Origin of the sequence: Trinickia fusca (assembly GCF_003628145.1) — a bacterium.
In the GTDB taxonomy this organism is placed as follows: domain Bacteria; phylum Pseudomonadota; class Gammaproteobacteria; order Burkholderiales; family Burkholderiaceae; genus Trinickia; species Trinickia fusca.
Genome location: NZ_RBZV01000009.1, coordinates 86,482 through 110,707 on the forward strand (window position 1 = coordinate 86,482; position 24,226 = coordinate 110,707).

A 24,226-nucleotide genomic window follows, 5' to 3' on the forward strand; every position below is an offset into this window, starting at 1 on the left:
TCAAAAAGGAAGCGGCACGGTGACCCCGATGCCGCTCCACACCTACCCTGGTATCAAGGAGAAGCTATGCAACACAAGATGAAACAGCTGGCGGGCGCAACGCTCGTGGCAGCAATGTCGCTGGTGGGGACTGCACACGCGCAACAAACGGAAACCGTGAAGATCGGTTTCGCGGGGCCGATGACGGGCGCGCAAGCGCACTACGGCGCTGACTTCCAGAACGGCGTGACGCTGGCTATCGAAGAGATGAACTCGACGAAGCCCGTCATCGGCGGCAAGCAGGTGACGTTCGTGCTCGATTCGGCTGACGATCAGGCCGACCCGCGCACGGGTACGACGGTTGCTCAGAAGCTCGTCGACGACGGCATCAAGGGCATGCTCGGCCACTTCAACTCGGGCACGACGATCCCGGCTTCGCGCATCTACGCGAACGCGGGCATTCCCGAAATCGCGATGGCAACGGCGCCCGAGTACACGCAGCAAGGCTTCAAGACCACGTTCCGCATGATGACCTCGGACACGCAGCAAGGTTCGGTGGCAGGCACGTTCGCGGTCAAGAACCTCGGCATGAAGAAGATCGCGATCGTCGACGACCGCACGGCTTACGGCCAAGGTCTCGCCGACCAGTTCCAGAAGGCCGCGAAGGCTGCGGGTGCGACGATCGTCGATCGTGAGTTCACGAACGACAAGGCTGTCGACTTCAAGGCAATTCTGACCAAGCTGAAGTCGGCGAACCCGGACCTCGTCTACTACGGTGGCGCCGATTCGCAAGCTGCGCCGATGGTCAAGCAGATGAAGTCGCTGGGCATGAAGGCCCCGCTGATGGGCGGCGAAATGGTCCACACGCCCGACTTCCTGAAGATCGCCGGCGACGCGGCTAACGGCACGATCGCTTCGCTGGCGGGCCTGCCGCTCGACGACATGCCCGGTGGCAAGGACTACGTCGCCAAGTACAAGAAGCGCTTCGGCTCGGACGTCGAAACGTACTCGCCGTACGCGTACGACGGCGCGATGGCGCTGTTCAAGGCGATGCAGAAGGCCAACTCGACGGATCCGGCGAAGTACCTGCCGGTGCTGGCCAAGACCGAAATGCCGGCTGTCACGACGTCGCACCTTGCTTATGACGACAAGGGCGACCTCAAGAACGGCGGCATCACGATCTACAAGGTCGAGAACGGTCAGTGGAAGCCGCTGCAAAGCGTCGGCGCGAAGTAATGCGTCGCGCTTAGCCTGATCTCCGGTATTTGCCGTGCGCCGAGCGCGTACGGCAAAACGGAGCAGGCGCGCAGATGGACCGGATGAACCCCGTGGGACAACGTGCCCACGGGGTTTTGTTTTTGGCGGGCGCTTTATCCGACGTGTGAACGCTTGCTTGGCGTCGACACCGTCTCCATGGCCGTGAGGCCGTGCACGATGCCGCAGGTGTCGACGGTGTGCCTGCCCGTGCATTGCTCGCGCAGCGCGCTCAATTGCGACCTCAGGTGCTGCAATTCGGCGAGCCGCGCATCGACGTGGCCGATGTGGTCGTCGAGCAGCGTGTTGATCGACTCGCAGTCGTCCGCCGGATGATCGGTCAGGCGCAGCAGCGCGCGGATCTCGTCATGCGTCATGTCGAGCGCGCGGCAGTTGCGGATGAAACGCAGCCGCTCGATATGCGCAGCCGTGTAGTTCCGATAATTGGCATCGGTGCGCTGCGCGTCGGGCATCAGACCCTCTTTCTCATAGAAGCGGATCGTATCCGTCGTGCATTGCGCCGCTTTGGCCAATTCGCCAATCTTCATGTTGCGTCCTCGTCGACAATCGGGTTGACCTTGGAGTGACTCCAAGGTGTTTACTGTACTCCATTGCAGACCCGAGGAAGCAGTCATGACCGAATCCGATCAGGTGCTCGCGCGCCGCGAACCTTCGCCGCCCAACGTCACCGCCAAACCTCATGCGCATGCCTGCGGGCACGCCCATGGGCATGAGGAGCACGATCACGGCGCCGAACACGGCCACGAACACCACGATCACGATCATGGTCATGACCATGGGGCGTCGAATGCTACGGCCAAGCACCATGGCCACGCCTGCGATCACGCTCATGAGCATGACGAGCACGGTCACGACCACCACGGGCACGATCACGGCCACGACCATGCCGCTCATGGCCACGACCATGCCCACGGCGATCGTCACGAACACGCCCATGCCCATGCCGATGGCGATGCCTGCTGTGCAGCGCCCGCCGCCACGTTCGCGCCGCTGCCCACTGCGACGGCGGAAGGCGGTGGCATCAAGACGTCGATGCGCATCATGCAGATGGACTGCCCGACCGAAGAGGCACTGATTCGCGGGAAGCTGGGCGGCATGTCGTCGGTGACGAGCCTCGATTTCAATCTGATGCAGCGCACGCTGACCGTCGTGCACGCGCCCGACGCGTTGCCGCGCGTGCTCGACGCACTGCGCTCGCTCGGTTTTGTCCCCGAGCTGGCGGGGGAGGCGGCTCCCGCGTCGGTCGACACGAGCGCCGATTCCCGTCGCAAAGGCTGGCTGCTCGCGGCGGCGGCGCTCAGCGCACTCATCTCGGAAGGGACCACGTGGCTCGCCGGGCCGGCCTGGCTCGCGGCCGCCTTTGCGGGCTTCGCGATCGCCCTGAGCGGCGTGGGCACCTACAAGAAGGGCTGGATCGCGATTCGCAACGGCAAGCTGAACATCAACGCGTTGATGAGCATCGCCGTGACAGGCGCCATGGCGTTGGGGCAGTGGCCCGAGGCGGCGATGGTGATGGTGCTGTTCACGCTCGCCGAGCTCATCGAGGCCAAATCGCTCGATCGCGCGCGTCATGCCATCGAGGGGCTCATGCAGCTCGCGCCCGAAACGGCCACTGTGCAACAGCCTGACGGCAGCTGGGCCAGCGTCGAGGCAGGCACCGTGGCGCTGGGCGCACTCGTTCGCGTGCAGCCCGGCGAGCGCATTGCACTTGATGGTGCAATTGTCGAGGGACGCTCGACCGTGAACCAGGCGCCGATTACCGGTGAAAGCCTGCCGGTCGAGAAGGCCCCGGGCGACAACGTGTTCGCGGGCACGATCAACGAAGCCGGATCGTTCGACTATCGCGTGAGCGCCGTTGCCGGCAATACGACGCTGGCCCGCATCATTCACGCCGTCGAAGAGGCGCAAGGCAAGCGTGCGCCGACGCAACGCTTCGTCGACCGTTTCGCGAACGTCTATACGCCGATCGTGTTCGTGTTTGCGTTCGCCACGGCAGTCGTGCCGCCACTCGTGCTGGAAGGTGCTTCGTGGCGAGACTGGATCTATCGTGCGCTGGTGATGCTCGTGATTGCTTGTCCGTGCGCGCTCGTGATCTCGACACCTGTCACGATCGTGAGCGGGCTCGCGGCGGCCGCGCGGCGCGGCATCCTGATCAAGGGCGGCGTGTATCTGGAACAAGGGCGCAAGCTCGCCTGGCTCGCGCTGGACAAGACCGGCACGATCACGCGCGGCACGCCTTCGCAGACCGACTTCGAATTGCGTGCCGATCTCGATGCTGCGCAATGCCGACGTCTCGCCGCAAGCCTCGTCGTCCGTTCGGATCATCCGGTTTCACGCGCGATCGCGGCCGCCGTGCTCACGCCTGACGCCGAGGCGCCGCATGCCGTGAGCGACTTCGAAGCGCTGCCGGGGCGGGGCGTCACGGGCGTCGTCGAGGGCGCGCGCTACTGGCTCGGCAATCACCGGCTCGTCGAGGAACTCGCACGCTGTTCCGAGGCACTCGAAGCGCGGCTCGACGGTCTCGAGCGCGACGGCAAGACCGTCGTCATGCTGCTCGACGAAACGCGCGTGCTGGCGCTGTTTGCGGTGGCTGATACGGTCAAGGACACGAGCCGCGCCGCGGTGGTGGACCTGCATCGCCTCGGCATCCGCACGGCCATGCTGACGGGCGACAACGCGCATACGGCGCAGGCGATCGCGCTGCTGGTCGGCATCGACGATGCGCGCGGCGATCAGATGCCCGAGGACAAGCTGCGGGCCGTCGAGGAGTTGTCGGCGGGCGGGGCGGTCGTGGGCATGGTTGGTGACGGCATCAATGATGCCCCCGCGCTTGCGCGAGCCGGCATCGGCTTTGCAATGGGCGCGATGGGCACCGATGCGGCGATCGAGACGGCCGATGTGGCGCTGATGGATGACGACTTGCGCAAGATTCCGACGTTCGTGCGTCTGTCGCGCGCGACCTACGCGGTGCTCGTGCAGAACATCACGTTTGCGCTGGCGATCAAGGCGGTGTTCTTCGGCCTGACGCTGGCCGGTTACGGCACGATGTGGATGGCTGTGTTTGCCGATGCGGGGGCGAGCTTGCTCGTGGTGGGCAACGGTTTGCGGTTGCTGCGTAAATAAGGGCGGTTGCGCGGTTCGCGTCACACATCGGGCGCGGGTGGCATGCTGTGGGCACGCCGACATTTTGCGAGGGGATGCGCCATGCAGGTCAAACGAATCGTCGCGAACGTGGCGACGCCCGATGTCGACAAGGATAGGGACGCCGCGTTTTATCGGGACATACTTGGCCTCGATGTGCTGATGGATCACGGCTGGATCGTCACGTTCGGCTTGCGCGAACCGGTGCCGATGCAGGTGCAGATCAGCGTCGCTTCACAGGGCGGCTCGGATACGCCCGTGCCTGATCTGTCGATCGAAGTGGACGATATCGAAGCCGCATACGAGCGTGTCGTACGGGCGGGTGTGCCGATCGAATACGGCCCCATCGATGAGCCTTGGGGCGTGCGACGGTTCTATGTGCGCGATCCGTTCGGCAAGCTTGTCAATTTGCTTGCGCATAGGTGAGGCGCGGCGAGGGGCGTGCTTATTGCCAGCCCTTCACGCAGCTGGACAATCAGTCGCATCGTGGGCCTCGAGAATTGACGGCCCGGAGGGGCAGCAGACTGAGATCGAGATGAAGAATCCGCTCTTTTCTTATTGCCGATAAGCGTATCTGCTACGCTGTGCTGCCCGTGCATGCGGGATAGCTCATTAGCGAAACGATAAAACAAGAAAGGTACCCATAAGATGAAGAGGCGTCACTTCCTCACTGCTACTGCCACACTGGCCGCTGCCGCTATCGTCTCGGAACGTTCGAACGCTACCGGCATCTATCCGGCAAGCCCGTATATCTACACGCCGAATAGCCGAGGCGACAACGGTCCTGCGATCAAAAGCCTTTTGCAGGCCGGCTATCGATGGATTCAGATCAACGGCACGGCTTGCCCGATTCTGTCGCGGATCGATTTGCACAATACGACCACAGGCGACCCGTATAACGGGGTCATTATCGAGCCGGCTCCGGGCGTGCCTTCGGTGCTGATTGACGTGGGCGATCCGCTAGGCCCCGTTCCGCGTCCTGGTATCGGCCGCAATCGCAACGCGCCGTACGATCCTAGCTATGCGGCGTTCAGCTACGAGCTCTATGAGCGACCCGCCAGTTACCTCACGAAAGCATCGAACATCAACGATGTCGAGGTGTTCGTCGCCGATCCTTCGAAGTACAACGCCGGCGACTGGATCTTCATTTCGAACGAATCGACGAACCCGAGTGTGAGCCTTATCGCTAAGGACGGGCCGATGGAGGTGCGCCAAGTTCTATATAAGACCGCATACTCGTTGATCCTCGATCGCGCCCTGAAGATCGGACACCCGCTCAATGCTACGGCGTCCATCGTCAAGCCGATTCGGAACGCGATCTTCCGCGGGCTCCAGTTCACCGGCAACTGCTGTGTCGGCATTCACTTGCATGTCGCGCAATACTGCACGGTCGAGAATATTACGTCGGTCAACTGGAGTGGGCAGAAGCTCGTGCTGTTCGATAACGGCGGCTCGTTCAATCTGCTGCGCGACATTTACTGTACGGGCAAGGATCCTGTTAAGAATTTCAGCGACCCGGCTTCGTGGAATCAGAACTTCTGGGCCGTGGGGATGGAGGGACAGGATTCGACGCGCGCGATCAATTGCGGCGGCGAACTGTGCGGCAACGCCGTTCTGATGAACTACTGCATCGATACAATCACGACCGACGCGCGCGCGCAGAAGTGCAATATCAATCTGCTTATAAACTGGCAGTCGGTTCGCTGCGGTTTCGTTCAGCCTCGATCTGACAGCGCGTCCGTGTCCAATTATCAGATTTCACCGGACTGTGTCGATTGCTATGTGGTCGAACCCCAGCCGTTTGCCTAAGCGAACGCTGTGACACGGTCATTCATCATTTCGATGATGTAAGTTAAGTCGCCGCCGGTAGATTTTCGCTGTTGACTTTGCAATGGATCCGGCAGCGACTTGATCGAATACGGTGCCGTTGGCACATGGGTGAGGCGAGCGCCGGATGCAATGGCTAGGGCGCTCGTCGACGGTCGGCGCCGGACAGCCCTACAGCCTGATCTGCTCGAACTGCCCAGCACCGAATCGCCATGGAACCCGGAACGCAGCGCCGCCCCGGATGCGCCGGCTTTGCTCCATGAGGGCGGGCCACCACCTGACCAGATTTTGTGCCTTATCCCAGTGTCGCCGTTCGGCCCATTGGCGATGGAGTACGAATACGACCAGCCCCGATTCGCGCAGTGCTTTTCGCTCAAGATCGTTTTTCCGTAGTCCGTCTTGAGACAAAACGGCCCATTGCCCTTCGGCTGCAAGACTAGTGATCCAGTCGTGATCCTTGGCGTTCGGAGAAAATTTGTCGCGCAAATGAACGACGGCCTCAACAGCCGCCTCGACCTGACTCAGCTCGCTCAAAGCGTGCGCAAGGTGTGGCGACAGATTGTTATCGAAGAAATATTTCATGCTGCCAACCGCTCGTAGCGGATGGCAGCATCGACTGCGGAGATAGGAATGCCGTACAGCGACGCGGCCATCTTCCTGCTTTTCTCTACCTCGTACGTTTCAACAACGAGATCGGTTCTTACTCCGTATTCGGCCAACACGGGCTTACCGAAGGAGATCTCCGGGTCAAGAACGACCGCATGATTGTGTCTCAGTGGGAACCAACGCTTGGCATGACCATCGGCGGCGAATTCGATGCCGGCGTACAGCTCCGGCCGCACGATGTGCTCGAACACGAGCTGCCGCCTCAGCAGATCCGTTAGCTCGATCTCCCCGTGTCCCATCAGCGCTTCGTAGAACACGGTCTTTCCGTCAGTCAGGAAACGGTTGGCAGTGAGCGGATAGTCCGTTCCAAACATGGCTTTCGCGTTTTCGATTGCCACACGAATCACGCGCAGCGGCACGTTATGGCTGCGAAAGGCTTTCACGACCCGCAACTCAAGAAGATCCCGGAAGCCGATTACTTTCTCGTCGAGCTCCGCAAGCTGCGTCGTCCACAGTGGGAGGCTGTGCCCATCCTTGAACGAATAGCCGAACAGCCATCGGCTCACTTCACGCGCTTTGGCGCCGGTGAGCTTTTCTGCTTCCTGGAGCGTATAGAGGCCGATTCCCGTGAGGTTCATGAGCGGTATTCCAGCAATGTCGATGATGGCCGAACCCAGACAGCACTCAAGGGGCTGGTAGGCTCGCGATCGATCATTTTCCAATACAAAACCGACTAAAAATCACCCCAAGCAAATCATCGGACGTGAACTCGCCAGTGATGGAATTGAGCGCCTCCTGCGCAAGCCGCAGTTCCTCGGCGAACAGATCGAGCGCGTGATTGCCTTGCTCGGCATGCCCGGCGGCAAGCGCCAAATGCTCCTGTGCCGCGCGCAGCGCGATCAAATGCCGCTCGCGCGCCAGATACACGCTCTCGGTGCCGGCCTGCCAGCCCGCGATGCGTAGCAGCTCCGCGCGCAACAGATCGATACCCTCGCTTTTCTTCGCGGAGAGCCGTACTTCGCAGACGTCGGCGTCGCCGTTGATGCTGAGCCGGTTCACCGAAGGCGCCATCTCCGTCAAATCGGTCTTGTTCAGCACACGCACCACCGGCACGCCCCCCGGAAAGCGCGCCGCGATAGCCGTGTCTTCACCCGTCACACCAGCACGCGCATCGAGCAAATGCAGCACGACATCGGCCCGTTCGATCTCGCCCCACGTGCGCGCAATGCCAATGCGCTCGACCTCGTCTTCCGTCTCGCGCAAGCCAGCGGTGTCGATGATGTGCAGTGGAATGCCTTCGATCTGAATCGTCTGGGTGACTTTGTCGCGCGTCGTGCCGGCGATCGGCGTGACGATCGCGAGCTCCGCGCCTGCCAGCGCATTGAGCAGCGACGACTTGCCGACGTTCGGCTGCCCGGCCAGCACGACCGACAAACCCTCGCGCAGCAGCGCGCCCTGTCGCGCATCGCCGAGCACATCGGCCAGCCGCTCGCGGATATGGGCGAGCTTGCCGCGCGCATCGGCCGCTTCGAGAAAGTCGATTTCCTCCTCCGGAAAATCGAGCGTCGCCTCGACGAGCATGCGCAGCCCGATGACATCGTCGACGAGCGCATGGATGGCGCGCGAGAACGCGCCCTCGAGCGAACGCCCGGCCGAGCGCGCAGCGGCTTCGGTGCTGGCTTCGATGAGGTCGGCGACGGCTTCGGCCTGCGCGAGGTCGAGCTTGTCGTTGAGGAACGCGCGCCGCGTGAACTCGCCGGGCTCGGCAAGCCGCAGCCCGAATGGCTTGCCGGCCTCGAGGCAACGTTGCAGCACGAGTTGCAGGACGATCGGGCCGCCATGCCCTTGCAGTTCGAGCACGTGTTCGCCCGTGTACGAATGCGGTGCCGGGAAGTTCAGCGCAATGCCGCGATCGAGCGCATTGCCGCCGGCATCGAGAAACGGTACGTAGCTCGCATGGCGCGCAACCAGCATCTGGCCGCACAGCGCCTGCATCAATGCGGTTGCCGCGCCGTCGCCGGCCCGCCCGCACGAGATGCGCACGACCCCGATGCCTCCGCGGCCTGGAGCGGTGGCGATGGCGACGATCGGATCGGAGTCGGTGGCAAGCATGGCGGTGGTCGAAAGTGCGCTGGGCAGTGGAAACGGTAAAACGGAGCGCGGCCCGGCGGCGCGCCCGGCATTGTAGCGTGCCGGCTCACCCGGCCCGTCTGGCTAGTGGCGACCGAGACGGCGACACAACCCGCACCTAGCACATTCAAAAATTTATCTCAATCGAGATAGTGTATTCTTAGGACGACGGGAAGGGCAAAAGCCTGCGTGCCAGGCTATCTGCCGCAACGGGCGCGGTTCAGCGTCACGACGTCGCCTGCGCCTCGATCACACATTCGCGACGCGTGTCGGCTAAATTCGTGCCTGTTCAGGCTAAAGCTGTCGTGCGCGGTTGTCTCCTTCGCGTTGGCTGAATTGCACAATTTTGCGATGCCAACCGCCGAAGAAAAAGCAGCGTTCTCCGAACGCCTGAAGTTCGCCTTGCAGCGCAGTCCCGAAAAGGTGACGGGCGGGACGCAGCTCGCGCTGCATTTCAACCTGCGCCATCACGGCGACCAGCCGATCTCGCCGCAAACGGCGCACAAGTGGCTGACCGGCCGCACGATCCCGACCGACGACAAGCTGAAGACGCTGGCCGACTGGCTGCGCGTCGACTTGCACTGGCTCCACTACGGCCCGCCGCCGAACGCGCAGGCGCGAACGACGCCCAAGCCGCTGCCGCGCGACGAAAAATATCCACTGACCCCGGAGACGATCGAGCTCGCCTCGAAGATCGAAGCGTTGTCGCCGCATCACCGCTACCTCGTGCAGGAGCTGATCGCGCAGTTTTACGGCGACGGCTCCGAGCGCTGACGGCGCATCGGAAGCCCGCCTCGAGGACAAAAAAAATCGCCCGGCACGAACCGGGCGATTTTTTTGCTGCGATGCCCGCCATAGCACCGGCGGACATCGCGAGAGCCTGCTTCAGGCGGTCAAGCCGCTTTCTTCTTCTGACCGCCCATCATGCGCGTGATGTAGTACTGCTGTGCGATCGACAGCACGTTGTTCACGACGTAGTACAGCACGAGACCGGCCGGGAAGAAGAAGAACATGACCGAGAATGCGATCGGCATGAACATCATCATCTTGGCTTGCACGGGATCGGGCGGCGTCGGGTTCAGACGCGTCTGCAGGAACATCGACACGGCCATCAGCACGGGCAGGATGAAGAACGGATCCTGCTGCGACAGGTCGTGAATCCATAGGACCCACGGTGCGCCGCGCATTTCGACCGACGACAGCAGCACCCAATACAGCGAGATGAACACCGGGATCTGCACGACGATCGGCAGGCAGCCGCCGAACGGGTTGACCTTCTCGGTCTTGTAGAGCTCCATGAGCGCCGCGTTCATCTTCTGCGGATCGTTCTTGAAGCGCTCGCGCAGCGCCTGCATGCGCGGCGTGATTTCCTTCATGCGCGCCATCGACTTGTAGCTGGCCGCCGACAGCGGGAAGAACACGGCCTTGATCAGCACCGTCAGCAGCACGATCGCCCAGCCCCAGTTGCCGACGAAGCCGTGGATCTTCTCGAGCAGCCAGAACAGCGGCTTGGCGATGATCGTGACCCAGCCATAGTCCTTCACGAGTTCGAGGCCCGGCGCGATGCCTTCGAGCATGTGCTCTTCCTCGGGACCCGCGAACAGGCGCGCCGTGACCGTCGTCGATTGACCCGGTGCGATCGTGCCGACGGGCTGCTCGAGGCCGACGCGGTAGAGCGTCGGGTCGACCTTCTGCACGTAGATGTCGCGCTTGGTGCCTTGCTGCGGAATCCATGCCGACGCGAAGTAGTGCTGCACCATCCCGATCCAGCCGTTGTCGGCCGTGGTCGCGTAGTCCTGCTTGTTCTTGTCGATGTCGCTGAACGTGATCTTCTGGAAGTGATGCTCGTTCGTGTAGACGGCCGGGCCGATGAACGTGTGCGAGAAGCGCGGCGTTTCAACGGGCTGGCTGTCGCGCACGAGCTCCATGTAGGCGCGCGGGGCGACCGGTGCCGTGCCGACGTTCTCGATCTTCGTATCGACGCCGATCACGAAGCTGCCGCGCGTGAACGTGTAGGTCTTGATGACCTTCACGCCGCCTTTGACCGGCGACTCGAAGCTGATCTGCAGCGAATTCTGACCATCCGCCAGCGTGCGCGAGCCCGGCACCGGCGTGAACACGTCGGTGTGATTCGGGAATGCGCCGCCTTCGAGGCCCGTGCGCGCGAGGTACGTGTGGCTCGCGGTGCGGTCGAACAGCGTGACGTTCAGATTGGCCCTGCTCGGGTCGTTGCTTTTCGTCAGCGTGAGCTTGGAGAGCGTGCCGCCGCGCGTGTCGATCTCGCCGTCATAGACGTCGGTGCTGAAATGAATCAGCTCGGCAGCCGCTTGCGGTTGCGCCGAGGCGCCATTCGCTGCAGCCGCCGTCGCCTGCGTGGGTGTGGCGGCGTCAAGGCCAGGAGCGGATGCGCCCGGTGCGGAGCCGGCGGCAACGTGCGTTTGCGTCGGGTTCGGGAAGAACATCGACGGGCGTCCGTGATCGCGCTGCCAATTGTCGAACAGCATGATCGCTGATACGAAGAAGATCGCCCATAGGACGGTGCGTTTGATATCCATGCGTGGTCTCAGAGTCGATGGAGCGGCGCCTCAGCGCTTTTTCGAGGTAGGCGGCGGAACGAGATCGATCCCGCCCGCAGAAAACGGATGACAGCGGCAAAGGCGCCGGACGGCGAGGTAACTACCGCGCGCGGCGCCATGATACTGGATTGCCTCGCGCGCGTAATCAGAGCAGGAAGGGTAAAAGCGGCACCGGTTGCCGAGCAGGGGGCTCACGGCAACTTTGTAAAAACGCAGCAATGCGATCAGTACCGTCTGCATGGCGATGGAGCAGCGCAGGCTCTCGGCCTCGCCGGTTTCAATCCTGCGCTGCCCCGCGCACGGATGGCTGTGCCTGGCGGCGGGCAATTTCCCGCGCCACTTTGCCGAACAGCTCGTCGATCTCGGCGCGGCACAGCGCCTTCAAGGGCGGCGACGAGGCGCTCGGCAGCGCCGTTTTGTCAAAGCGCGCGGACAAGCGCAGCAGCACGTCCCAGCCGCCGAAATCGGCGCGCCGGAGACGAAACGCTTCGCGCGCAAGGCGCCGGATCAGGTTGCGCGTGGTCGCGCGAGCCGCGAATTTCTTGCCGGTGACGAGGCCAAGACGCGCATCGTTGCCGGTAGGTCGCGCATAGACGACGAAGTGCGCGGAACGGCGCCACGGGCGCAAACGAAAAACGGATGAAAACTCATCCGTTTTAAGAAGCCTCGCGGCTTTGGGAAAGGCGGCTGGCGCTTGCAACGGAACCGAGCCAGATGGCGGCGTGCAAGCGGCCCCCGCGTCACCGCGGGCGTCGAACACGACGCGCGTCCAGGCGTTAAATGGCCAGGCGCTTACGACCCTTCGCGCGGCGGGCGTTGATCACTTTGCGGCCGCCGGCGGTCTTCATGCGCACGCGGAAGCCATGGGTGCGCTTGCGGCGCGTCACGGAAGGTTGGTAGGTACGTTTCATGTCGTTCTCACTGGAGAATGGACCGCGAATGCATCGGCTTGACGCTAAGGTCGGGTCCGAAAATGGTTTTCGCTTTCGCGGGAACCCGCTATTTAAACTGGTTTTCTCTTGGCCGTCAATACGTTACGACGGACAGTCTAGGTATTGCCCGGACACTTTTGGCTAGGACGATGCGCTTCGCATGCATGATCCGGCCCTGTGGATAACTTCCTGGCAGGAAGCGTTTGGCGGTAGAATCTCGCCTTACCGTAAGAATCCTGCACGCCGCCCCGCTTGTGTCTGTGCGCCGCAATCCGTTGCTGCGCAAGGCTTTCGGGGCGGACTCGCTTTGTCGGACCGGGTGCTTCGCGCGAACTGGCGACGAAGGCGACGGCGAGTCGTCGTGCACCAAAAAATCACATCACCTTGATGAACGAATTCTGGCAACACTGTTCCGCGCTGTTGGAGCGTGAGCTGACGCCCCAACAGTACGTGACGTGGATCAAACCGTTGGCCCCGGTCGCCTTCGATGCCGCCGCGAACACGCTGTCGATCGCCGCACCGAACCGCTTCAAGCTCGATTGGGTCAAGAGCCAGTTTTCGGGTCGTATTTCCGATCTCGCCCGCGATTTCTGGCAGGCCCCCATTGAAGTGCAGTTCGTGCTCGATCCGAAGGCGGGCATGCGCGCGCCGCTCGGCGGATCGTCGGTGCCGATGCCGCGCGTGCCCGCGTCGGCCGCCGCCGCGATGAGCGCGGCCGGTCTGCCGATCGAGCCTGCCGGGAGCATGGCCCAGGCCCAGCCGATGCAGACAGCGCAGGCGGCCCAGGCCGAGGCGTCCCGACAAGGCGTGCCCACGCCCGCTGACGTCGACCTCGATCTGCCGAGCGTCGATGCCCACGAGGCCGCTGCCGCGCGCCGCACGTGGCGTCCTGCCGCGGCGGCCACGACGGGCACGCCCGAATCCGATTCCATGTACGAGCGCTCGAAGCTGAACCCGGTGCTCACGTTCGACAACTTCGTGACCGGTAAGGCGAACCAGCTCGCGCGCGCCGCGGCGATCCAGGTTGCCGACAATCCCGGCATCTCGTACAACCCGCTGTTTCTGTATGGCGGCGTGGGTCTCGGCAAGACGCACCTGATCCATGCGATCGGCAACCAGCTGCTGCAGGACAAGGCCGGTGCGCGCATTCGCTACATCCACGCCGAACAGTATGTGTCGGACGTCGTGAAGGCCTACCAACGCAAGGCGTTCGACGATTTCAAGCGCTACTACCATTCGCTCGACCTGCTGCTGATCGACGACATCCAGTTCTTCTCGGGCAAGTCGCGTACGCAGGAAGAGTTCTTCTATGCGTTCGAAGCGCTCGTGGCGAACAAGGCGCAGGTCATCATCACGAGCGATACCTATCCGAAGGAAATCTCGGGCATCGACGATCGCCTCATCTCGCGCTTCGACTCGGGCCTGACCGTGGCGATCGAGCCGCCGGAGCTCGAGATGCGCGTGGCGATCCTGATGCGCAAGGCGCAGTCGGAGGGCGTGAGCCTGTCGGAGGACGTCGCGTTCTTCGTCGCCAAGCATCTGCGCTCGAACGTGCGCGAGCTCGAGGGCGCGCTGCGCAAGATCCTCGCGTACTCGAAGTTCCACGGTCGCGAGATCTCGATCGAGCTCACCAAGGAAGCACTGAAGGATCTGCTGACGGTGCAGAACCGCCAGATCTCCGTCGAGAACATCCAGAAGACGGTCGCCGATTTTTACAACATCAAAGTCGCCGACATGTATTCGAAGAAGCGTCCCGCCAACATCGCGCGGCCGCGCCAGATTGCGATGTACCTGGCCAAGGAGCTGACGCAGAAGAGCCTGCCCGAAATCGGCGAGCTGTTCGGCGGGCGCGATCACACGACGGTGCTGCACGCAGTGCGCAAGATCGCCGACGAGCGCAGCAAGGACGCGCAGCTCAATCACGAGCTGCACGTGCTCGAGCAGACGCTGAAGGGATGAGCGGGCGCACGCCCGCGCGTTTGCCGGCTCCTCCTCCCCCCGATTTGGCGGGATCGCGTCCGTTTTCAGGCACAATATCGGTTTAGCCGCCCTGACTGCGCGGGCGGGGACAAATGCGCAGGACGGAAGCGGATAAGTGCGGGAAAAATGCGGGGCGCCCGCATTTGCCGACGAAACAGCCGGGCGAGGCGGCCAAGAGCCGTCATATCAACGAAGGAACCCTATGCAACTGGTCAAGACCGAACGAGATAACCTCCTCAGGCCGCTGCAAACGGTGAGCGGCATCGTCGAACGCCGCCACACGTTGCCGATCCTCGCGAATCTGCTGATTACCAAGAATGGTCCGGATGTGTCGTTTCTGTCGACGGACCTCGAATTGCAGATTACGACTCGGGCCGATTTCGGCGTCGGTGGCGAATCGGTCGCGACCACCGTGGCGGCGCGCAAGCTGCTCGACATCCTGCGCGCGATGCCCGGTGGCCAGGTCAGCTTGACGCTGGCAGACAAGCGCCTGACCGTGCAGTCGGGCAAGAGCCGCTTCGCGCTGCAGACGCTGGCCGCCGATGAATTCCCGACCGTCGCGCAAGCGAAGGACTACGGCGCAAGCCTGTCGGTGCCGCAAAAGACGTTCCGTCAGCTGCTCGGCATGGTTCACTTCGCGATGGCGCAGCAGGACATCCGTTACTACCTGAATGGCATGCTGCTCGTCGTCGACGGCAACCAGCTGATGGCGGTGGCGACGGACGGGCACCGGCTCGCGTATTCGTCGATGCGGATCGACGGCGAGTTTCCGCGCCAGGAAGTGATCATCCCGCGCAAGACGATCCTCGAATTGCAGCGTCTGCTCGAGGACATCGACGACGTCGTGAAGATCGATATCGCGTCCACGCAGGCGAAGTTCACGTTCGGCCAGGTCGAGCTCGTCTCGAAGCTCGTCGAAGGCAAGTTCCCCGACTTCCAGCGCGTGATTCCGAAGGGTCACAAGAACACCTTCGCGATCGGCCGTGAGGAGCTGCAACGCTCGCTTGCCCGTGCGGCGATTCTGACGTCCGACAAGTTCAAGGGCGTGCGCTGCGTGATGGAGCCGGGCCAGCTGAAGATCATGTCGACGAACGCCGATCAGGAAGAGGCGCAGGAAGAACTCGAAATCGCGTATCAAGGCGACACCGTCGACATGGGCTTCAACGTGACGTATCTGCTCGACGTACTCGCGAATCTGAAGGTGGACATGCTGCAAGTGAGCGTCGGCGACGCGAGCTCGAGCGCGCTCATCACGATTCCCGAGAACGACGATTTCAAATACGTCGTGATGCCGATGCGCATTTGAGGCGCGCCAAGACAAGAACGAGACCAAGGGGCGCAGCGCCCCTTTGGCGTTTTTAAAGCGCACCGGCGAACGGTGCGCAAGGCGTGAAACCCCCTCGAAAGAGGGGGCGATTTTCGCGGCGGGGAGCGGAAAAACGAGGGGCAACGCGGCGTTTTTCGGCATGCGAAGGAAGTATCAGAGCGGCCACCCAGCAGTGAATGCAGAACCGGAACATATCCATGAGTGAACAGCACAATACGCAACCCGACAACAGCTACGGCGCCTCGTCGATTCAGATCCTCGAGGGTCTGGAGGCGGTGCGCAAGCGCCCCGGGATGTACATCGGCGACACGTCGGACGGCACCGGCCTGCATCACCTCGTATTCGAAGTGCTCGACAATTCGATCGACGAAGCGTTGGCCGGGCATTGCAACGACATCCACGTGATCATCCACGCGGACAACTCGATCTCCGTGACCGACAACGGCCGCGGTATCCCGACCGACGTCAAGCTCGACGACAAGCACGATCCGAAGCGCAGCGCCGCTGAAATCGTGATGACGGAGCTGCATGCGGGCGGCAAGTTCGACCAGAACAGCTACAAGGTGTCGGGCGGTCTGCACGGCGTGGGCGTCTCGTGCGTGAACGCGCTGTCGAGCTGGCTGCGCCTGACGGTGCGCCGCGACGGCAGGAAGCACTTCATGGAGTTTCACCGCGGCATCGCGCAGAACCGCGTGATCGAAGAGGTGGGCGGCGAGCAGGTTTCGCCGATGCAATACCTGGGCGAAACCGAAAATCGCGGTACCGAAGTCCACTTCCTCGCCGACGAGACGATCTTCGGCAAGGTCGAATATCACTACGACATTCTGGCCAAGCGCATTCGTGAGCTGTCGTTCCTCAATAACGGCGTGCGCATCCGCCTGACCGACCAGCGCTCGGGCAAGGAAGACGATTTCGCGTTCGCGGGCGGCGTGAAGGGCTTCGTCGAGTACATCAACAAGACGAAGACGGTGCTGCATCCGACGATTTTCCACATCATTGGCGAGAAAGACGGTGTGGGCGTCGAAGTGTCGATGCAGTGGAACGACAGCTACAACGAGAACGTCCTCTGCTTCACGAACAACATTCCGCAGCGCGACGGCGGCTCGCACTTGACGGGCCTGCGCGCGGCGATGACACGCGTGATCAACAAGTACATCGCCGACCACGAGATCGCGAAGAAGGCGAAGGTTGAGACGTCGGGCGACGATATGCGCGAAGGGCTCTCGTGCGTGCTGTCGGTGAAGGTGCCCGAGCCGAAGTTCAGCTCGCAGACGAAGGACAAGCTCGTGTCGTCGGAAGTGCGTGCGCCCGTGGAAGAAGTGGTGGCGAAGGCGCTCGAAGAGTTCCTGCTCGAGACGCCGAACGACGCGAAGATCATTTGCGGCAAGATCATCGATGCCGCGCGTGCGCGCGACGCAGCGCGCAAGGCGCGCGAGATGACGCGACGCAAGGGCGTGCTCGACGGCGTGGGTTTGCCCGGCAAGCTCGCGGATTGCCAGGAGAAGGATCCGGCGAAGTCGGAGATCTACATCGTCGAGGGTGACTCGGCAGGCGGCTCGGCCAAGCAGGGCCGCGACCGCAAGTTCCAGGCGATCCTGCCGCTGCGCGGCAAGGTGCTCAACGTCGAGAAGGCGCGTTACGACAAGCTGCTGTCGTCGGAGCAGATCGTCACGCTGATCACGGCGCTCGGCTGCGGCATCGGCAAGGAGGACTACAACCTCGACAAGCTGCGCTATCACCGCATCATCATCATGACCGACGCGGACGTCGACGGCGCGCACATCCGTACGCTGTTGCTGACGTTCTTCTATCGTCAGATGCCCGAGATGATCGAGCGCGGCTATATCTACATCGCGCAACCGCCGCTGTACAAGGTGAAGGCCGGCAAGGACGAGCGTTATCTGAAGGACTCGGCCGAGCTCAACGCGCACATGCTGCGGCTCGCGTTGCAGGGCTCGGAGCTGGTGCCGAGCGAGGGCGCCACACCGATCGCCGGCGATGCGTTGGGTGAGCTCGCGCGTTCGTATCTGCTCGCGCAGGGTGTGGTCGAGCGGTTGAGCCGGCTTTACGATGCGAATGCGCTCGAAGCGGTGATGGACGGCGTGGCGATCGATTTGACGAGCGAGGCATCGGCGCAAGCAGCCGCGCAGGCGATCGAAGCGGCGCTGCGCAATGATCCGCTCAAGCCCGAAGTCAGCGTGTACCCGATGTATGACGCGGTGCGTGAATTGCGGTCACTGCGCGTCGAGCGTCGTCATCACGGCAACGTGAAGGTGTCGGTGATCGATGAGGAGTTCTTGCTGACGGCCGATTATCAGCAGCTCTTGAATACGGCGAACACGTTCAAGGGCTTGATCGGCGCGGGTGCGTTGATCAAGCGCGGCGAGCGCAGTCTGGCTGTCGCGGACTTCAAGAGCGCGATGCGCTGGCTCATCGCGGATGCCGAACGTAACGTGTCGAAGCAGCGCTATAAGGGGTTGGGCGAGATGAACCCCGGGCAACTGTGGGAAACGACGATGGACCCCAATGTGCGCCGGTTGCTGCGCGTGCAGATCGAGGATGCGATCGCGGCGGATGGGATCTTCACTACGCTCATGGGTGATGAGGTCGAGCCGCGTCGGGCGTTTATCGAGAGTAATGCGCTCAGGGCGGGGAATATTGATGTTTGAGGGTGGTTATCGGTAACCGCCCAAGCTGAGAAAGTGAGGCCCATAAATTGCGAAATTTATGGGCCTTTTTCTCGCCTCCCTGTCGGCCGAAGCAGCGCCGCAGAGAGCCGAAAATCAAACCTTTGCTGGAAGCTCGCCCATCACCATCGGCTGGCACTGCCCCACTACGCGTTGCAAGCACGCCACCGCGTAATCGACGTCTTCTTGCGTCGTGTAGCGCCCAAGGCTCAAGCGGATGGTTCGACCGGCTGCTGCGTCGTCGAGCCCGATTGCGCTCAGCACATGCGAGGGTTTGCCGGCCGCGGAATTGCAAGCCGACGTCGATGAGACCGCCAGATCACCGGTCAGCATGAACTCGAAAAAGCCGGGCAGATCGATGGTCAAACTCACGGTGTGCGGAATCCGTCGAGCGGTACGAGCATTTTGCTTGAGGCCTTCGAGGCCAAGGACACCCTCGAGGAGCCGCTCACTCAGTCGCGCAATCCGCTCGTTGTCGGCGTTCATCTCGGCCGCGGCCAATTCGCACGCAGTCCCCATCCCGACGATCTGATGCGTGGCGAGCGTGCCCGAGCGAAGGCCTCGCTCATGCCCGCCCCCATGCATCTGCGGCGCAATGCGTGCCGCCGCTGCACGACTGACGTACAGCGCCCCAATTCCCTTCGGTCCATACACCTTGTGCGCGGACATCGACATGAGGTCGATCCCAAGTGCGTTGACGTCTATAGGCGTCTTGCCCAGTGCCTGTGCCGCGTCGACGTGCAACAGCGCGCCGGCGGCATGGACGATCTGCGAAATCGCAGCGATGTCGGTGAGCGTTCCAAGCTCGTTGTTGACGAGCATCAGCGAGACCATGCCCGTTTCCGCGGTCAATGCCGCAGCAACCGCGTCCGCGGTTATCTCACCCTCCGCAGAGGGACGCAGATAAGTGACGGACATGCCGCGTTTCTCGAGACTTCCCATCGTGTCGAGCACCGCCTTATGCTCCAGCACACTCGTAACGAGATGCCGTCGCGTCGATGCCGCATCGGCATAGCCTTTCAGCGCCAGGTTGTTGGACTCGGTGGCGCCCGAAGTCCAGATGATCTCGTCGGCGTGGGCACCAATGAGCGCCGCGACCTGTTTGCGTCCTTGCTCGACCAATTGGCGTGCCCGCAGACCGATGGCATGGGAGCTGGACGCCGGATTGCCAAAGGCGCCCTCCGCACCGAGGCACCCAACCATCGATTCGATGACTCTCGGGTCTGCCGGTGTCGTCGCGGCGTAGTCGAAATAACGCAGGTCGTTCGTTTCGCTCATCATGCTTTTCTCGTGCTTCAGGAATGGGCACGATCGTACGTGCTGCCCCCTAAAAAGTGCTTCCAAAATATGGCGAACTTAACCAGTCGACTGGGTTAAATTTCCCTTTTTAATTTGATGTGGGGAATAAAATTCTATGTTGCCGACGACAGGCGGCCAACTGGATCAGTCCCCTTCTGTGCATCCCTCTTATTGACATTTGCTAGATTGCTAGCATACTAGCGTCCATGAACGACGAAGAAGTCAAGCAATTCAACGTGTACCTCCCGATCAGTTTGATCCGGGCGGTCAAGCATCACGCGATCGAATCAGAGCAGTCTCTCTCAGCCCTGGTCGCCGAAGCGCTGCGTGCGTATCTCGACGCGCGCGACCCCAAACGGCGACCGCCCACACAGGCGTAGCGACATGAAAACCGACGGAATCGAGGCAGTGTTCCTGACAACTCACAACTGGGGCAAGACGGCGAAGTTCTTCCAGGCACTGGGGTTCACGCTCGAGTTCGAAACCGACCATCATTCGGGCCAGCTGCGCAACGGCGACGGCCCATACCTGTTCATCGCGGAAGTGCCAGCGAGCGAGCCGCCCGACGCGCAAATCGTCCTCAAGGTACCCAACGAGCAGGCGCTCACGCCCGAGGCGATCGTCGACGTGGTTACGCCGTTCGAGGACACCCACTGGGGGACGCGCGAGATGACCGTGCGTGATCCGGACGGGCGCATCTGGCGGCTTCAGGCGCCGGGCAAGGCCGCTTGATAAGGAGGCGGCCATGAGCGACGAACGAAGCATCGGCCCGGACAGCACCGCCGCGCGGGTCGCGCTGTGGCGCGCGCTACACGTTGCGATCGACGCGCCGCCGCACGTGCTCGACGATGGGATCGGCCTCCAATTGCTCGCGCTGGACCCAAGTTGGCAGCAACGCGGCGACATGGATCCTGAATTCACGCGTCCGTTCCGTGCTTCGATCGTCGCGCGCGCCCGCTTCATCGAGGATCTGGTCGTCGAGCAGGCTGCGCGCGGACTGACCCAGTACGTGATTCTCGGCGCCGGCCTCGATAGCTTTGCGCAGCGCCGGCCGGAAATCGCATCGCGCTTGACGGTGTTCGAGGTCGACCAACCGGGGCCGCAGGCGTGGAAGCGTCAGCGCTTGACCGAGCTCGGCTTCGGCACGCCGGACTGGCTGCGTTTCGTGCCGGTCGATTTCGAGGCGGGCGGCTCATGGCGGGATGGGCTCGCGGCAGCGGGCTTCGATGCCGGCAAGCCGGCCGTCGTCGTGTCGACGGGTGTCAGCATGTATCTGACGAAGGAAGCGAATGCGGCCACGATGTGCGAGGCAGCAGCGCTCGCGCCGGGGTCGACGCTGGCGATGACGTTCCTGCTGCCGTTGGAATTGGCGGACCCCGCCGTGCGGCCGGGGCTCGAGATGGCTGCCAAGGGCGCGCGTGCCAGCGGTACGCCGTTCATCACCTTCTTCACGCCACCGGAGATGCTGACATTCGCGAATGAAACGGGCTTTCGAAACGCCCGGCACGTGTCTGCCGCGGACCTGACGGAGCGCTACTTCGCGGGCCGAACGGACGGCCTTCGACCACCGAGCAACGCTGAAGAGCTGCTGATCGCGACCACGTAGTCCCCTCCCAGGCAGCGATTGGGCTGTGGGCGATGGCGACTTTACCGTGCGATTCAGCTTACCGACGGCATAGAACGTTCCTGTACGCGTAGGTAATTTGCCGACCCTTAAGAGTGCGGACTGTCTGCCGTAATCGCGGGTGTCTGGTGGCGTCAGCGTGACGCCGCCTGCTCTCACGCTCGAACGGTATGAACAAACACACGCTCATCTGGAAGGTCCTGGCGACCTGCGCCTTCATCACGCTGAACGGCTGTGGAGGCGGCAGCAGCAGCACGTCGTCCACCACCAGCACCAACGCCAGCGGCTCGCTCTCGGGCACGGTGGCCGTCGGCGCGCCGATGTTGAACGCGACGCTGACGGTAATGGGGGCTAATGGCCAGACCGTGAGCACGCCGGTCGACGATAGCGGCAGCTATTCGAACCTGAACATCTCCCAGCTCACCGCGCCGTACCGCATTCAGGCGTGTGGTCTCGCCGACGGCCAGTACCAGTGCTTTTACTCGGTCGTCCAGGCCGGTGGCGTCGCGAACGTCACACCGCTGACCGACGCCACCATCGCGCTCGCGTTGGGCGCAGATTCCTCGACGATGTTCACGGGCGCCGCGCCTTCGGCCGCAGCGCTGAGCAGCAGCCAGAGCACTCTGCAACACTACCTCGGCGCGCTGATGGCGGCTGCCGGCCTTGGTTCGAGCAGCGACTTCGGCACGACATCCTTCACGGCCAACCACTCGGGCATGGACAAGGTGCTCGACGCAGTGAAGATCACGAGCGGTCACAATAACGGCGCGACGTTCGTTCAACTGGAAGGCGTCGTGGGCTATGGCAACGCCTATATCGACAGCCAGGGCAATCAAACCGGCAGTCTGAACGGCAGCTCGCTCGTGAGCGGCATGAGTGTCAATCTCAGCGGAATTTCAACGATCTTCCAAGGCCTGAACAGCGCTATCGGCAGCGGCAGCGTGGGTGCCTGTACATCGGCACTCAGCACGCAAGTGCCGCTCGATCCGGCCTTCGCGATGAACATGAACGGCCAGAGCGTCACGGCGTCGAATGTGGCCGCGACGCTCTGCTCGTTCGCATCCTCCGGCGGCCTGCTGGGCGGCAAGGTCGAAAACCCGGCCCTGCGGAGCTGCGATTTCAGCGGCCCGGACAAAATTTGCACGGTCGGCTTCGACCTGACGAACGGCACGCTCACCATGGAAGGCGCCGAATTGGCCATCGTGCTGCGTCAGGGCTCGTCGACGTGGACGTTGCTCGGGGCGGAGAACCCCTACGGGATCACTGTCGGCGCCGCCGTGCAGCGCACGCTGCGCGTAGGCGTGACCAACGCGCAGCCGAGCTACACCCGCGCGATCTCGATCGACATCCCCACCTCGGTTCTGGCAGGTGCCACGGCGCCCCACGCTGCCAAGGTCTACGCACATGACACGTCCGGCACGGGGGCGTGGGATCTCTCGACGCCCATCGCCACCCTTAGCGATAGTGGCTGTCCGGGGCAGCCTAATCTCACGATTGCCGGTTCGCAATGCGGCGCGGAATGGCTGTCGCTCGACAGCTTCAACAGCTCGAACCTGAGCAACGGCGACGCGCTCATCGACGCCTTGTATCGCCGCGGCCGGGATCTTCGTATCGACCTGTACTCCGACACGGCCGGAACGGCTTTCATCGCCACGGTCTACGTTCGCATCAATGGCGTGCCGCCCAAATCGATCGACTTGCCGAACGTGGCGTGGCTGAATCTCGATGCCGCGAGCCAATCGGCGTTGGCCGCTTATGACAGCAGCATCGCGAGTACGCTCGCGCTGAGCTGGGCCAGCAATCCCGTTGTCGTGCCGCACGACGTGACGTTCTGTGGCGATAGCGCGTGCAACGCGAAGGTGCACACCAATCTTCCCGGCACGAGCCTTCAAACCAGTACGACGATGAATCTGTCCGGCATCTCGGTCGCCGCCAACGGCTACAAGCAATTGTCCCTCTATGGGCGTGATCGAGACGATGTCGGCTTCGCGAGCAACTACCTCAGCTGCGTGAGCGGGACACAGAATTGCCCATGAAGTGGTGAAAAGCCAGTCATCTGAACTGCACCCCAAAAGTTGGACACCGATCCAACCTTTGGGGTGTTTCTCATGGTGCCCAGGCCGCCCCGCCACAGCCCCGGTGCACAGCCTGCGAGGGCCAAAGCGCTTGCCCCTTCGCAGCAATAATCCGATCAAACGCCCGGATATCGAGCAATATCGGCTAAGGGTTCTCTCCTCTCAAACACACGTGTTTGCCGCCGATAATTCGTAGTACCAGGCCGCCGGCAGGCCTGTGCCGATGCAATCAGGAATTTGGCCGGACGACATTTCAACGCGCTGTAATCCGCATGGCGGCTTACATTCGCAGCGAGAGGATCCGATGCTCAATTTCTCTCAATCCCCGCTCCGGGGTGTCATTGCACTTCTTGCACTGACTGGGGCTGCCTCGTCTCCCGCGTTTGCCGACGACTCGCTCTACCGCCAATTCGGTGGCAAAGCCGGTATCGAGCACGTCATCGATGATTTCTACGACAGCATGCTCGACGATCCGCGCACGAAGTCGTATTTCGACGGCGCCCCGATTGCGCGCATCGAAAAGAAGCTCAACGAGCAGTTCTGCGTGCTGCTGGGCGGCCCCTGCGTCTATACGGGCAGATCGATGAAGCGTGCCCATGAGGGCCTGGACATCGATCATGCCGCGTTCAGCGCGGCGATCGACGATCTGCGCAAGGCGATGGACAAGAACCACGTGCCGGTCGACGCCCAGAAGAAGCTGTTGGCAAAGCTCACGCCGATGGCGCGCGATATTCAGGAACGCCCCTGACGGGGCGCCGTGAAGCGCGC

Annotated in this window: 21 protein-coding genes and 1 pseudogene; 13 read left to right on the forward strand and 9 right to left on the reverse strand. The window is 62.5% G+C overall.

The genetic code is table 11. The features are described 5' to 3' along the window. Window positions 1-66: 66 nt before the first annotated feature. Window positions 67-1,215 (forward strand): branched-chain amino acid ABC transporter substrate-binding protein, encoded by a 1,149-nt coding sequence (locus D7S89_RS19520; protein WP_121280090.1) that lies wholly within the window; start codon window positions 67-69, stop codon window positions 1,213-1,215. 134 nt (window positions 1,216-1,349) lie between these two features. Here D7S89_RS19520 and cadR read toward each other — a convergent pair whose 3' ends face one another. After that, window positions 1,350-1,781, reverse strand: a complete 432-nt coding sequence (cadR, locus tag D7S89_RS19525) for a Cd(II)/Pb(II)-responsive transcriptional regulator (RefSeq protein WP_121280093.1) — start codon at window positions 1,779-1,781, stop codon at window positions 1,350-1,352. Window positions 1,782-1,866: 85 nt separating this feature from the next. Here cadR and D7S89_RS19530 point away from each other — a divergent pair, with 85 nt between their 5' ends. From D7S89_RS19530 to D7S89_RS19540, 3 genes are all read left to right on the forward strand, one after another. Then, a complete protein-coding gene (locus tag D7S89_RS19530) occupies window positions 1,867-4,377 on the forward strand; it encodes a heavy metal translocating P-type ATPase (RefSeq protein WP_121280096.1) in 2,511 nt (836 codons plus the stop codon). An 81-nt stretch (window positions 4,378-4,458) separates the two neighbouring features. Then, window positions 4,459-4,821 (forward strand): VOC family protein, encoded by a 363-nt coding sequence (locus tag D7S89_RS19535; RefSeq protein WP_121280098.1) that lies wholly within the window; start codon window positions 4,459-4,461, stop codon window positions 4,819-4,821. Between the two features lie 222 nt (window positions 4,822-5,043). Then, a complete protein-coding gene (locus D7S89_RS19540) occupies window positions 5,044-6,204 on the forward strand; it encodes a hypothetical protein (RefSeq protein ID WP_220702184.1) in 1,161 nt (386 codons plus the stop codon). Between the two features lie 189 nt (window positions 6,205-6,393). Here the strand turns inward: D7S89_RS19540 and D7S89_RS19545 are convergent, their stop codons facing one another. The 3 genes from D7S89_RS19545 to mnmE all read right to left on the reverse strand — a co-directional run bounded on the left by D7S89_RS19545 (window position 6,394) and on the right by mnmE (window position 8,940). After that, window positions 6,394-6,804 carry a PIN-like domain-containing protein gene (locus D7S89_RS19545; RefSeq protein ID WP_121280101.1) on the reverse strand — a complete coding sequence of 137 codons (411 nt, stop codon included), beginning with the start codon at window positions 6,802-6,804 and terminating at the stop codon, window positions 6,394-6,396. Then, entirely contained in the window at window positions 6,801-7,466 is a 666-nt protein-coding gene (locus D7S89_RS19550; RefSeq protein ID WP_121280104.1) for a DUF433 domain-containing protein, read from the reverse strand. Before D7S89_RS19550 ends, D7S89_RS19545 begins: the two co-directional genes overlap by 4 nt. A 73-nt stretch (window positions 7,467-7,539) precedes the next feature. Beyond that, the gene (gene mnmE / locus D7S89_RS19555; RefSeq protein ID WP_121280107.1) at window positions 7,540-8,940 is read right to left on the reverse strand and encodes a tRNA uridine-5-carboxymethylaminomethyl(34) synthesis GTPase MnmE; all 1,401 of its coding nucleotides are present in this window, start codon (window positions 8,938-8,940) and stop codon (window positions 7,540-7,542) included. Window positions 8,941-9,309: 369 nt separating this feature from the next. On the opposite strand from mnmE, the gene D7S89_RS19560 reads away from it, so the two are divergent. Beyond that, window positions 9,310-9,732, forward strand: coding sequence for a transcriptional regulator (locus D7S89_RS19560; protein ID WP_121280371.1), 423 nt, complete (start codon window positions 9,310-9,312; stop codon window positions 9,730-9,732). A 119-nt stretch (window positions 9,733-9,851) separates the two neighbouring features. On the opposite strand, the gene yidC is transcribed toward D7S89_RS19560, so the two are convergent. From yidC to rpmH, 4 genes are read right to left on the reverse strand one after another with little or no spacing between them, the layout of a single operon-like run. Continuing rightward, a complete protein-coding gene (gene yidC / locus D7S89_RS19565; protein ID WP_121280110.1) occupies window positions 9,852-11,513 on the reverse strand; it encodes a membrane protein insertase YidC in 1,662 nt (553 codons plus the stop codon). A 30-nt stretch (window positions 11,514-11,543) separates the two neighbouring features. Next, entirely contained in the window at window positions 11,544-11,774 is a 231-nt protein-coding gene (yidD, locus tag D7S89_RS19570) for a membrane protein insertion efficiency factor YidD (RefSeq protein ID WP_121280113.1), read from the reverse strand. A 37-nt stretch (window positions 11,775-11,811) separates the two neighbouring features. Further along, entirely contained in the window at window positions 11,812-12,294 is a 483-nt protein-coding gene (rnpA, locus tag D7S89_RS19575; protein ID WP_121280116.1) for a ribonuclease P protein component, read from the reverse strand. Window positions 12,295-12,310: 16 nt separating this feature from the next. Further along, entirely contained in the window at window positions 12,311-12,445 is a 135-nt protein-coding gene (rpmH, locus tag D7S89_RS19580) for a 50S ribosomal protein L34 (RefSeq protein ID WP_004198824.1), read from the reverse strand. Between the two features lie 408 nt (window positions 12,446-12,853). Here rpmH and dnaA point away from each other — a divergent pair, with 408 nt between their 5' ends. From dnaA to gyrB, 3 genes are all read left to right on the forward strand, one after another. Continuing rightward, entirely contained in the window at window positions 12,854-14,425 is a 1,572-nt protein-coding gene (dnaA, locus tag D7S89_RS19585; protein WP_220702185.1) for a chromosomal replication initiator protein DnaA, read from the forward strand. Between the two features lie 223 nt (window positions 14,426-14,648). Next, the gene (dnaN, locus tag D7S89_RS19590; RefSeq protein WP_121280118.1) at window positions 14,649-15,752 is read left to right on the forward strand and encodes a DNA polymerase III subunit beta; all 1,104 of its coding nucleotides are present in this window, start codon (window positions 14,649-14,651) and stop codon (window positions 15,750-15,752) included. A gap of 218 nt (window positions 15,753-15,970) precedes the next feature. Beyond that, the gene (gene gyrB, locus D7S89_RS19595) at window positions 15,971-18,442 is read left to right on the forward strand and encodes a DNA topoisomerase (ATP-hydrolyzing) subunit B (protein WP_121280121.1); all 2,472 of its coding nucleotides are present in this window, start codon (window positions 15,971-15,973) and stop codon (window positions 18,440-18,442) included. Between the two features lie 150 nt (window positions 18,443-18,592). Here gyrB and D7S89_RS19600 read toward each other — a convergent pair. Continuing rightward, window positions 18,593-19,738: pseudogene (locus D7S89_RS19600) on the reverse strand (cysteine desulfurase family protein); the annotation flags it as partial. Window positions 19,739-19,965: 227 nt separating this feature from the next. On the opposite strand from D7S89_RS19600, the gene D7S89_RS19605 reads away from it, so the two are divergent. From D7S89_RS19605 to D7S89_RS19625, 5 genes are all read left to right on the forward strand, one after another. Beyond that, entirely contained in the window at window positions 19,966-20,139 is a 174-nt protein-coding gene (locus D7S89_RS19605; RefSeq protein WP_121280123.1) for a ribbon-helix-helix protein, CopG family, read from the forward strand. A 4-nt stretch (window positions 20,140-20,143) separates the two neighbouring features. Then, window positions 20,144-20,491 carry a VOC family protein gene (locus D7S89_RS19610; protein ID WP_121280126.1) on the forward strand — a complete coding sequence of 116 codons (348 nt, stop codon included), beginning with the start codon at window positions 20,144-20,146 and terminating at the stop codon, window positions 20,489-20,491. Between the two features lie 13 nt (window positions 20,492-20,504). After that, entirely contained in the window at window positions 20,505-21,365 is an 861-nt protein-coding gene (locus D7S89_RS19615; RefSeq protein ID WP_121280128.1) for a class I SAM-dependent methyltransferase, read from the forward strand. A gap of 188 nt (window positions 21,366-21,553) precedes the next feature. Beyond that, a complete protein-coding gene (locus D7S89_RS19620; protein WP_121280131.1) occupies window positions 21,554-23,419 on the forward strand; it encodes a hypothetical protein in 1,866 nt (621 codons plus the stop codon). Window positions 23,420-23,681: 262 nt separating this feature from the next. After that, window positions 23,682-24,206 carry a group I truncated hemoglobin gene (locus tag D7S89_RS19625; protein ID WP_245983089.1) on the forward strand — a complete coding sequence of 175 codons (525 nt, stop codon included), beginning with the start codon at window positions 23,682-23,684 and terminating at the stop codon, window positions 24,204-24,206. Window positions 24,207-24,226 lie beyond the last annotated feature (20 nt).